Here is a 10,579-nt window from a genome sequence, read left to right on the forward strand (position 1 = left end):
GAAGGGGTTCTGGTGATGACGTTGGAGAAACTGGTCGAGCAGTTCGCCCAGAACGTGGCCGCACAGAACGAGGCCATCTTCCGGGGAGACGCCAAGACCGGCAACAAGCACGCCAGGAAGTACGGCGCCGCCGTCGATAAGCTCCTGGCCCACGGCAATGCCGGACGTGACGCTCTCGCCGTGCTGCTCAAGCATGAGCGCATGGACGTGCGCGTGATGGCTGCCGCGCATCTGCTCCGCTATCGGACGGCCGAAGCCAAAGCGGTCCTGGAGGAAGCTGCCAAGGGGCAGGGGCTTGTCCCGTTCGGAGCGCAGCAGGCATTGAAACGCTGGGAAGAAGGAACCTGGGCGCTCGATCCAGAGTAGCCCCCGTCGTGTCTCAAGCAAAGACAGACATTGACTCAAGTCACAAGGACGAGCAGGAGCCCCAGGGGCAGGAACCGTTCGCCCAGCACCGCGGCGTAGCGAAGCAGCATCGCGGGGTTCTTCACCGCGAGCGACACGCACTCACCCCAGCGCCCGGCATGCAGGGGTTCGCGGAAGCGGGCGTCCCCCAGTTCGTCCCGCTTGCGCCGCCGGTAGCCTTCGAGCGCCTGGACAATTTCGCCGTGAGTCTTTGCATCCACGTCGCGAATCAGCGCGTCCGTCATCTCCAGTATCTGTGAAAGACATTGCACCGGACTGGCGACGAGGGAGCCCCTCCGGGCCCGATAGAAATACATCGCCTCGTGTGACACCACCATCCTGGCGGAAGCCAGCAGGCAGCGGAGCAACAGCTCGAAGTCCTCTCCCGCCCGGAACGCGGGGTTGTAGCGGAGGCCTCGCTCATCGAGGAACTCCCGGCGGAAGAGCGGCTTCAGGATGCCGAAGTCGTCCTCGGCCATCTTCAGGGCGTCCACCTCGAAGGGCTTGTCAATGCGGCCCAGCCGCTGGGCGTGCACCGTGAAGAGCGTGGACTCGGGCCCGGGCGCTCCCTCCGGGACGAGCAGCAGGTCGTCACAGACGATGTCCGCACCGTGGGCCTCCGCGAGCGCCAACAGCCGCTCCAGCCGGTCCTCCTTCCACCAATCATCCGCGTCGAGGATGGCGATCCACTCCCCCCGCGCCTGGTCGATGGCCACGTTCCTGCTCCGGGCAGGGCCCTGGTTCCTCACGTTCTCGAAGACCCGCACCCGGGCGTCGCCATAACCCCTGGCGACCGCCACCGTTGCGTCCGTCGAGCCGTCGTCCACGACGACGACCTCCACGTCCGCCAACGTCTGCGCCAACACCGAGTCGATGGCGGCACCGAGGTAGCCCTCCACATTGAAGGCAGGGATGACCACGGAGACACGAGGCCTCATTGGATCCAGATTGCTCATCTTGCAGGGCTTCCTATTCTGCCTGTCTGATACCGTCCTGAGCCATGGCGAAAATCGTCTTTCTTCCGCTTCCGGAGGCGGGACACATCCACGCGACCTTCGGCCTGGCGAAGCAGCTTGCGTCGCGCGGGCATGAAATGGGTTACATGGCGCCACCTGACGGCGAGGCCTTCCTGCGCCACTCGCCGTGGCCCTTCACACCCATCCTCGAGGACGTGCTGCCCCGGGGGTATCAGGCGGAGCTGCACTCGCGGCTGGCGGATCCGCAGCTCACCCCCGCCGCCCACCGGGAGCTGACCCGCGACTTCCTCCGCCGGCGCGGTGAGCGCAACCAGGAGATCCTCTTCGGCGCCGCGTTCGAGTCACGGCTACGTGACAGCGGGGCCGACCTGCTGCTCGTGGATGCGACGTTCACCCTTCCGGCGCTCGCGGCGCACAAGCTGGGCATCCCCGCGTTCCAGCTGTGCACCAACCTCGCGCTGAACCGCGATGCGGCAGTGCCTCCCCTGACGTCGCACCACATCCCCACGGGCCGGCTGCTGTCCCGGCTGCGCATCCGCGCCTCCTGGGAATGGCTCTACCTGCACACGTTCATGCCCGGCGGGGAGAAGATGCGCGCGCCGGTGCGGGCGTTCTACCGCCGCCACCCCGACGCCATCCCGGGCGACTTCCATGCCCACCTGCAAATCGGTCCGCACCTGAACGTGCCCACCCTCGTGACGTGCACACCCGGGTTCGACTTCCCGCGCGCCTCGGGCGGACTCCACTATCTGGGGCCGTGCGTCGACCGCGAGCGCGCCGAGCCGCCCCTCCCCCCGGAGCTGGCTTCCGGGGACGCCCCCCTCATCCTGTGCTCCCTGGGAAGCCACGGCGACCGCGTCCGCGCGCACCGCCACTTCTTCCAGGCCGTCATCGACGCCGTCTCACGCAGGCCCGAATGGCGGCTGCTCATGGCGGTGGGCGGCCAGGTGGGCGCGGACGGCTTCGGTCCCCTTCCCTCCAACGTCACGGTGATGGACCGCGTGCCGCAGCTGTCCGCCCTGAAGCGCGCCTCGGTGATGATCACCCATGGGGGGCTCAACAGCGTCAAGGAATGCATCTGCCTGGGCGTCCCCATGATCGTCCAACCCCTCGTGTTCGATCAGCCGGGCAATGCCGCCCGGGTGGTCCATCACGGCCTGGGCCTTCGGGGAGACATCCGCCAGGCCTCGGCGGAGCGGCTGGGTGCCCAACTGGACGAGGTGCTGGGAAACCCCGCCTACCGCACCCGCGTGCGGGCCCTCCAGCGGGACTTCCTGGACGCCGACGACTCCGGACTCGGGGCCCGGACCATCGAGCAGCTCCTGCAGCTCCACGAAACACGCACCGCCCCTCAAGCAAAGCGAGCCGCCCCATGACCATGCCCCGAAGCGCGACGCTGATCATGGAGGCGGAGCCCTACGCGAACGCCTCGGGCTACATCAATGCGCTGCTCGCCGAGGAGCTGTCACGGCTGGGCTACACCCACGAGGCCCACTACCGGCAGCACCCCGTCCCGGGCAACGTCGTCACGCCCCTGGCCACCGCGGACCGCCTCCGGCGCATGCGGGCGGCGCCCAAGGCGGACCTCGCCGTCTACTGCGACCGCGCGCTGGCCCTGCGGCTGCCCACGCGCGAGCAGGCCCGCAGGACGGTGGTGCTGTTCCACGGGCTGATGGGCGCGCCCTCCACGTGGCTCGAGTCGCCTGTCATCGACCGGTACTGGGTGCTCTCCCCCTACATGGAACACGCGCTGACCTCCCTGCTGGCGCTGCCCGACTGGAGCCGGCGTCAGTGCCTGCACCCCCGGGCCTTCCAGTCCGTGTCCCTCCTCACGCCGCCCCTGCCCTGCGTCGACCAGGCCCTCGGCCACCCGGAGCTGAAGGGCGCGCCGCTGCCGGCCCACCTGCGCGAAGCGCTGGAGTCCGGGGACGTCATCGGCCACGCCGTCCAGCCCGGCAAGCCGGACTGGAGCGCCGTCACCGCCATCCTGCTCAACCTCAATGCCCTGGCGCTGGAGCATGGCCAGCAGCGGCGCATCCGGCTGGTCATCGAGGCGGAGGACTTCGCGCTCGTGCAGCACGCCTTCGCCCGGGGGGATGCCAGCGCCGAGGCCGCCCGGATGGGCCTGGAGGCGCTCGGCCTCACGCTGGAGGACGTGCTCATCCCGGTGGAGAAGCTCAGCCAGCCCGCCCTCTTCCAGCTCTTCCGCTCGGCGCGCTTCGGCCTGGCCTACAACGGCTTTCCGGAGCCCTTCGGCTTCTACGTGCTCGAGTCCGTGTTCAACGGCTGCCCCGTCTACACCAATGGCATTGGCAACAACCGGTTCGCGCTTCCCCCGGGCCACGGCATCCACGTCCACGAGAGCGTGGGAATGTCCTGGGGCGACGTGGGCGCCTACGCGGAGGTGGCTTCCCGCATCTTCGCGGACCTGGACGCGCCCGAGCTCCAGTCGGCCGCCTGCCTCCGGGGCCGCGAGCACCTCCTGCGCACCTTCACCCGCGCCGCCTTCGCCCGCTCCGTGGAGACGTGCCTCCAGCAACTGGAGGGCCCGACGCCAGAGCCCGTCCCCTTCGAGACACTGGAGATCGCGCTCGGCCCGCTCGTGCGCTGCCTGGACGAAGAGGGGCGCGTCGTCTCCGACTTCGAGCACGTCACCCTGGAGCCCGGCGAGTTCCAGCTCCTGCGCGACGTGCAGGGACGCCGCGTGGGTGACCTCCCGGCTGATACAAACCCCTTGAAGTCAGACATGTTGCAGGGGCTCTTCTCCCGGGGCGTGCTGACCCTGCGACCTCCGGGCTTGTGACATTTTCCGTCACACTTTCTCTCAAGACAGGAGAAGCGCAACTCACTTGTTTCACAGGCTTGGCTAATTTTACTTGACTCGAAAGTGTTCACTGGCAGTAGATTTGCCGAAGGAATGGCAACCTTCGTTTTCTCACCGGTCGATGACCACGGGCACGTCAATCCGACGTTGCGGATTGCCAGGGCGCTCCGGTCCAGGGGGCACCGGGTCGTCTACTGCGGGCTTCCGGACCTGGAGTCGCTGGTCGGGCCCGAGGGCTTCGAGTTCCTTCCGGTGCTGGAGGAACTCTGCCCCAAGGGCTTCCAGGCGGAGATGCTGGCCCGCGCCAGCGAGCTTCGCGGGCTGAAGCTGCTGCGCTTCGCCCGGGAGGTGCAGCGCCACGAGGACCGCTTCTTCGCGGCCGTGCTGGCGGGGGCCTTCGACAAGCCGTTCGCCCAGCTGCGGCCGGATCTGCTCCTGTGTGACGTGCTGCTGCCGGAGCCGCCGCTGGCCGCGCACGGGGCGCGGGTGCCGTGCCTGCTCCTGAATACGACGCTGCCGCTGCGGCAGGAGGTGGGACAACCCCCGCTGACGTCGCCCCTGGTGCCCGACGGGCGGCTCAGCTCCCGGGTGCGCCTGCGGCTGGCCTGGCTGCGCGCGACGTACCGCCACCGGCTGGGGCTGTGGTTCGGCTCCCGCTCAATCCGCCACCTGCTGCGGCTGGCGCGGCACTACGGCTTCCCGCGCGAGCGGCTGGACTTCGACGGCATCACCATCAAGCCGTGGGGACCGGAGCTGGTGCTCTGCCCCCGGGAGTTCGCGGAGCTGACGCCCGCCCCCGTCGCCCCCCGGGGTGAGTACCTCTATGCGGGCCCCTCCGTGGACCTGGAGCGCAAGGAGCCGGACTTCCCCTGGGAGCGGCTGCGCGACGGCCGGCCGCTCGTGCTCGCGTACCTGGGGACGATCCCCTACGCGACGGACCTGGACGCGCGCCTCTTTCGTGCCGTGCGCGACGCGGCGGCCCGCAGGCCGGACTGGCAGTTCGTGCTGGGCGTGGGCCGCAAGCTGGACCCGGCGGCCTTCGACGGGACCGCCCCCAACGTCATCGCCGTGCGGCACGCGCCCGTCGTGGGGCTGCTGCGCCGGGCCACCGCGATGATCACCCACGGCGGCTTCAACAGCGTGAAGGAGTGCATCAGCCTGGAGGTGCCGATGGTGGTCCTCCCCATCCAATACGACCAACCCGGCATCTCCGCCCGGGTGGTGCACCATGGCCTGGGCGTGCGCGCAGCGCCCGAAGACGTCACCCCGGAGGCCCTGCTGGCCCTCCTGGACGAGGTCGTCACGGCCCCCCGTTACCGCGAGAACCTCCGGCGGTTGCGCTCCCGCTTCGACGCGGCCGAGCAGGAGCTGCCCGCCGCGGATGTCATCGAGAGCTTCCTGCGCCGCCACACCGTGGCCGCGCTGTCCGCCTAGCCCCTTCCCATCGCCAAAGCCCATCCCATGAGCCCCCAGCCCTTCGCCTCCGATGACCACGCCACGACGGTGTTCGAGCAGCGTGAGTCCAACGTCCGCCTGTACTGCCATGCCTTCCCGGCGGTCTTCACCCGCGCCAAGGGCTCCACCCTCTTCGACACGCAGGGCAAGCGCTACCTGGACTTCTTCGCTGGCGCGGGCGCGCTCAACTACGGCCACAACCCGGAGCCCATCAAGCGCAAGATCATCCAGTACCTGGAGGGCGACGGCATCGTGCACGCGCTGGATGCGTACACGGCGGCCAAGCGCGACTTCCTGACGCAGTTCGAGAAGACCGTCCTCATTCCGCGCGGGCTGGAGCACAAGGTCCAGTTCTGCGGCCCCACGGGCACCAACGCGGTCGAAGCGGCGCTCAAGCTGGCGCGCAAGGTGACGAAGCGCACCGGCCTCTTCGCCTTCACCGGCGCGTACCACGGGATGACGCTGGGCAGCAGCGCGGTGACGTCCAGCCGGGGCGTGCGCGCGGCCGCGGGCATTCCGCTGGGCCACACCACGTTCATCCCCTACCCGGAAGGGCCCAAGGGCGCCTTCGACTCGCTGGCCTTCATGGAGCGGATGCTGGACGACAGCTGCTCGGGCGTGGACGTGCCCGCCGCCGTCATCGTCGAGAGCGTGCAGATGGACGGCGGCATCTACGTGGCCAGCGCCGAGTGGCTGCGCGGGCTGCGCAAGCTGACGGAGAAGTACGGCATCCTGCTCATCTGCGACGACATCCAGGCGGGCTGTGGCCGCTCGGGTCAGTTCTTCTCCTTTGAGCGCGCGGGCATCGTCCCGGACCTGGTGACGCTCTCCAAGTCCATTGGCGGCTATGGCTTCCCCATGTCGCTGCTGCTGATGAAGCCCGAGCTGGATCAGTGGCGGCCGGGTGAGCACACGGGCACGTTCCGCGGAAACCAGGTGGCGTTCGTCGCCGCCACCGCGGCGCTCGACTACTGGGCGCAGGAGGACTTCACGCATGCGCTCGCCGCGAAATCCCAGCTGCTGGGCGAGCTCTCCCGCGAGGCGGCCCCCGGGCTGGAGGTGCGCGGGCTGGGCATGGCGTACGGCATCGACCTGACCGACCACGGCGGCTACGAGCGGGGCAAGCGCGTCCAGCAGCACTGCTTCCAGCGCGGGCTCATCCTGGAGCTGTGTGGCCGCGAGGACACGGTCATCAAGCTGCTGCCGCCCCTCACCACCTCCGTGGACGAACTCCGCGAAGGCACCGCCATCCTGGCGGGCGCCCTCCGGGAAGCCTGAGGCAGCGCCCTCCCGGGCGCTTCTTCGCGCGCAAAGGCTTGCGTGGCTCCCGCATGCGGGAGGCCCGCACGCTTTCGCCATGTCCGCTTCGCGCGAGCCCGCCAGTCCACCCGGCGGGCTCCTGGATGATCCACCGGAGGCGCGCACCGCGCCCCGGCGCACCTCTTCGCAGTCCCCCCGGAAGATCCCCATGGCACCGGCCCCGTCCCACGGCTACCTGGAAATCCCCACGCTTATCGACCTGCTCCAGCAGCGCGGCGCGACACGCGCCGGGGACGACGCGTACATCTTCCTGGAAGACGACGGCGCCCTGCCCGTGACCTTCAGCGAGTTGGACCGGCGCGCCCGGGCCGTGGGCGCGCTGCTCCAGCAGCAGTCCGCCGTGGGTGAGCGAGCCATGCTCCTGTACCCGCCGGGGATGGACTACGTCGCGGGCTTCTTCGGGTGCCTCTACGGCGGCGTGGTCGCCGTGCCCGCGTACCCGCCGGATCCCTCCCGCCTGGAGCGCACCCTGCCCCGGCTGATGGCCATCGTGCGCGACTCCCAGGCCACGGTGGTGCTCACCACGTCCTTCATCCTCTCCATGGCGGAGGGGCTGTTCGAGATGGCCCCGGAGCTTTCGAAGCTGCGCTGGGTGGCCACCGATGACGTGGCGGCGGGCATCGAGTCGGCCTGGATCAAGCCCGGCGTGGGCGCGGACTCACTGGCCTTCCTCCAGTACACGTCCGGCTCCACCGGCACGCCCAAGGGCGTGATGCTCAGCCACGCCAACCTGATGCACAACCTGGAGGCCGCCAAGCAGAAGATGGGCGGCCACCTGGGAACGCGGTTCGTCTCCTGGCTGCCGCCCTACCACGACATGGGGCTCATCGGCGGCATCCTGTCCCCCCTGCGGTGGGGCTGCGAGCGCGCCGCCGTGATGATGTCCCCCTTCACGTTCCTCAAGCGCCCCATGCGCTGGCTGGAGGCCATCTCCGAGTACCAGGGGACGGTGTCGGGCGCGCCCAACTTCGCCTTCGACCTGTGCGTGCGCAAGAGCACGCCCGAGCAGCGGCAGGCCCTGGACCTGAGCTCCTGGGAAGTGGCCTTCAGCGGCGCGGAGCCCATCCGCGCGGAGACGTTGGATCGCTTCGTGGAGGCCTTCGCGCCCTCGGGCTTCCGGCGCGAGGCCTTCTACCCGTGCTACGGGCTCGCGGAGAACACGCTGATCGCCGCGGGCGGAGCGAAGGTGGAGGCCCCCATCGAGCGGACGGTGGAGGTGGAGCCCCTGGAGCGCGGGCGCGCGGTGTCCGCGGACATGGGACGGCCCGGGACGCGGCGGTTGATCAGCTCCGGACGCACCCTGTCCGACCAGGAGCTGCTCATCGTGGATCCGGAGTCGCTCACCGCTCGCGCCGACGGGGAGGTGGGGGAGATCTGGCTGAAGAGCCCCAGCGTGGCCCAGGGCTACTGGAAGCGGCCCGAGGAGAGCGAGCGCACCTTCCAGGCCCGCGTCGCGGACACCGGCGCGGGGCCCTTCCTGCGCACCGGCGACCTGGGCTTCGTCCTGGACGGCGAGGTGTTCATCTCCGCCCGGCTCAAGGACCTGGTCATCCTCCACGGGCGCAACCACTACCCGCAGGACCTGGAGGCCAGCGTCGAACAGAGCCACCCGGCGCTGCGGCCCGGCTGCAACGCGGCCTTCTCCGTGGAGGACGCGGGCCAGGAGCGCCTGGTCGTGGTGCAGGAGATGGACACGCGCCACGCCTTCGACGTCAACGAGGTCGCCCAGGCCGTGCGCGCCGCCGTGGCGGAGCGTCACTCCGTGCAGCTGTACGGCCTGGCGCTCATCCCCGCGGGCAGCATCCACAAGACGACCAGCGGGAAGATCCAGCGCCGCGCCACCAAGGCGGCCTGGCTGGACGGGACGCTGGAGCCGCTGCACACGTGGCGCGCGGAGACCCCCTCCGAAGCTCCCCCGGCTCCCGTCGCTTCCGCGCCCCTCAGCGTGGGCGTGGCTCCGGTCTCCGAGGCGCCGCGCGTCTCCGCCACCGTCCGGCAGTTGGAGGCGTGGATCGTGGACGCGCTCGCGCGGGCCATGAACGTCTCCGCGGACCGCCTGGACGTGGCCGCGCCGTTCGCCGAACTGGGCGTGGACTCCGTGGCGGGCGTGCAGCTCGTGGGCGATCTGGAAGCGAAGCTGGAGCGCAAGCTGCCTCCCACGCTGGTGTGGGACTTCCCGTCCATCGAAGCGCTGGCGCGGCACCTGGCGGACGTGGCCCCGGAGGCCGCTCCCGCTTCCGTGGCCCCGCGCGAGCTGGCGTCCGAGGAGCCCATCGCCATCATCGGCATGGGCTGCCGCTTCCCGGGGGCGCAGAACCCCCAGGCCTTCTGGCGCCTGCTGCTGGAGGGTCAGGATGCCATCCGCGAGGTGCCCGCCGACCGCTGGGACCTGGGCGAGTACTACGATCCGGACCCCACGGCCGCGGGGAAGATGACCACGCGCTGGGGCGGCTTCCTGGACCAGGTGGACCGGTTCGACCGGAGCTTCTTCGGGCTGTCGCCGCGCGAAGCCTCGCGCATGGATCCGCAGCAGCGGCTGCTGCTGGAGGTGGCGTGGGAGGCGCTGGAGGACGCGGGCCTTCCGGCCGAGCGCCTCGCGGGAAGCCGGACGGGCGTCTTCGTCGGCATCTCCACCAGCGACTTCGGGGCGATGCAGCTCACCAGCCGGGGCCTCGCGGATGCCTACGCGGGGACGGGCGGCGCGCTGAGCATCGCCGCCAACCGCATCTCGTACGTGTTGGATCTGCGCGGTCCGAGCCTGGCGGTGGACACCGCGTGCTCCTCGTCGCTGGTGGCCACGCACCTGGCGTGCCGCAGCCTGCGCGCCGGTGAGTCCACGGTGGCGCTCGTCGGCGGCGTCAACGTGATGCTGTCGCCCGCGCTCACCGTCAACTTCAGCAAGGCCGGCTTCATGGCGCCGGACGGGCGTTGCAAGGCCTTTGACGCCAGCGCCAACGGCTACGTGCGGGGCGAGGGCGCCGGCGTCATCGTCCTCAAGCCGCTGTCACGCGCCCTGGCGGACGGCGACACCATCCACGCCGTCATCCGCGGGAGCGCGGTGAACCAGGACGGCCGCTCCAACGGCCTCACCGCGCCCAACCGCTTCGCGCAGGAAGCCGTGCTCCGCGCCGCCTACCGGGACGCGGGCGTGGCCCCGTCGCAGGTCCAGTACATCGAGGCGCACGGCACCGGCACGTCGCTGGGCGACCCCATCGAGGCGCAGGCCCTGGGCGCCGTGCTCGCCGAGGGCCGGTCGCCGGAGGCGCCGTGCGCCATCGGCTCGGTGAAGAGCAACATCGGCCACCTGGAGGCCGCCGCGGGCCTCGCGGGCATCATCAAGGTCGCGCTGTCGCTGCGCCACGGCATGGTGCCGGCGAGCCTGCACTTCCAGACGCCCAACCCGCACATCCCCTTCGCCGAACTGCCGCTGCGCGTACAGGACCGCCTGCTGCCCTGGCCCGTGGCCTCGGGGCCCCGGCTCGCGGGGGTCAGCTCCTTCGGCTTCGGCGGCACCAACGCCCATGTCGTGCTGGAAGCCCACGACGCGAGCCCCGCCCGCCGCGAGCCGGGGCCCCGAGGCCACGGGCCAGGGCAGCAG

Annotated in this window: 7 protein-coding genes; 6 read left to right on the top strand and 1 reads right to left on the bottom strand. The window is 70.4% G+C overall.

Annotated features, from left to right (window positions below; all coding sequences use genetic code 11):
• The first annotated feature begins 15 nt into the window (after window positions 1–15).
• The gene (locus D7X12_RS09050; protein WP_120624862.1) at window positions 16–366 is read left to right on the top strand and encodes a DUF2019 domain-containing protein; all 351 of its coding nucleotides are present in this window, start codon (window positions 16–18) and stop codon (window positions 364–366) included.
• A 35-nt stretch (window positions 367–401) separates the two neighbouring features.
• Here D7X12_RS09050 and D7X12_RS09055 read toward each other — a convergent pair whose 3' ends face one another.
• Window positions 402–1,361 (bottom strand): glycosyltransferase family 2 protein, encoded by a 960-nt coding sequence (locus D7X12_RS09055; protein WP_120624863.1) that lies wholly within the window; start codon window positions 1,359–1,361, stop codon window positions 402–404.
• A gap of 44 nt (window positions 1,362–1,405) precedes the next feature.
• Here D7X12_RS09055 and D7X12_RS09060 point away from each other — a divergent pair, with 44 nt between their 5' ends.
• The 5 genes from D7X12_RS09060 to D7X12_RS09080 form a co-directional block, all read left to right on the top strand.
• Window positions 1,406–2,758, top strand: a complete 1,353-nt coding sequence (locus tag D7X12_RS09060; protein ID WP_147443586.1) for a glycosyltransferase — start codon at window positions 1,406–1,408, stop codon at window positions 2,756–2,758.
• The gene (locus D7X12_RS09065) at window positions 2,755–4,185 is read left to right on the top strand and encodes a glycosyltransferase family protein (RefSeq protein WP_120624865.1); all 1,431 of its coding nucleotides are present in this window, start codon (window positions 2,755–2,757) and stop codon (window positions 4,183–4,185) included. Before D7X12_RS09060 ends, D7X12_RS09065 begins: the two co-directional genes overlap by 4 nt.
• 114 nt (window positions 4,186–4,299) lie before the next feature.
• On the top strand, window positions 4,300–5,640 hold the full coding sequence (locus tag D7X12_RS09070) for a nucleotide disphospho-sugar-binding domain-containing protein (RefSeq protein ID WP_120624866.1): 1,341 nt from the start codon (window positions 4,300–4,302) through the stop codon (window positions 5,638–5,640).
• A 27-nt stretch (window positions 5,641–5,667) separates the two neighbouring features.
• Window positions 5,668–6,939, top strand: a complete 1,272-nt coding sequence (ectB, locus tag D7X12_RS09075; protein ID WP_120624867.1) for a diaminobutyrate--2-oxoglutarate transaminase — start codon at window positions 5,668–5,670, stop codon at window positions 6,937–6,939.
• Window positions 6,940–7,018: 79 nt separating this feature from the next.
• The coding region (locus D7X12_RS09080; protein WP_147443587.1) for a beta-ketoacyl synthase N-terminal-like domain-containing protein at window positions 7,019–10,579 on the top strand (3,561 nt) is incomplete at its 3' end.

It is taken from the genome of Corallococcus sicarius (genome assembly GCF_003611735.1).
GTDB lineage: Bacteria > Myxococcota > Myxococcia > Myxococcales > Myxococcaceae > Corallococcus > Corallococcus sicarius.

Bases quoted from the DNA above. Each gene is read 5' to 3' on its own strand.
- D7X12_RS09050 (WP_120624862.1), top strand. From the start codon at position 16: ATGACGTTGGAGAAACTGGTCGAGCAGTTCGCCCAGAACGTGGCCGCA.
- D7X12_RS09055 (WP_120624863.1), bottom strand. From the start codon at position 1,361: ATGAGCAATCTGGATCCAATGAGGCCTCGTGTCTCCGTGGTCATCCCT.
- D7X12_RS09060 (WP_147443586.1), top strand. From the start codon at position 1,406: ATGGCGAAAATCGTCTTTCTTCCGCTTCCGGAGGCGGGACACATCCAC.
- D7X12_RS09065 (WP_120624865.1), top strand. From the start codon at position 2,755: ATGACCATGCCCCGAAGCGCGACGCTGATCATGGAGGCGGAGCCCTAC.
- D7X12_RS09070 (WP_120624866.1), top strand. From the start codon at position 4,300: ATGGCAACCTTCGTTTTCTCACCGGTCGATGACCACGGGCACGTCAAT.
- ectB (WP_120624867.1), top strand. From the start codon at position 5,668: ATGAGCCCCCAGCCCTTCGCCTCCGATGACCACGCCACGACGGTGTTC.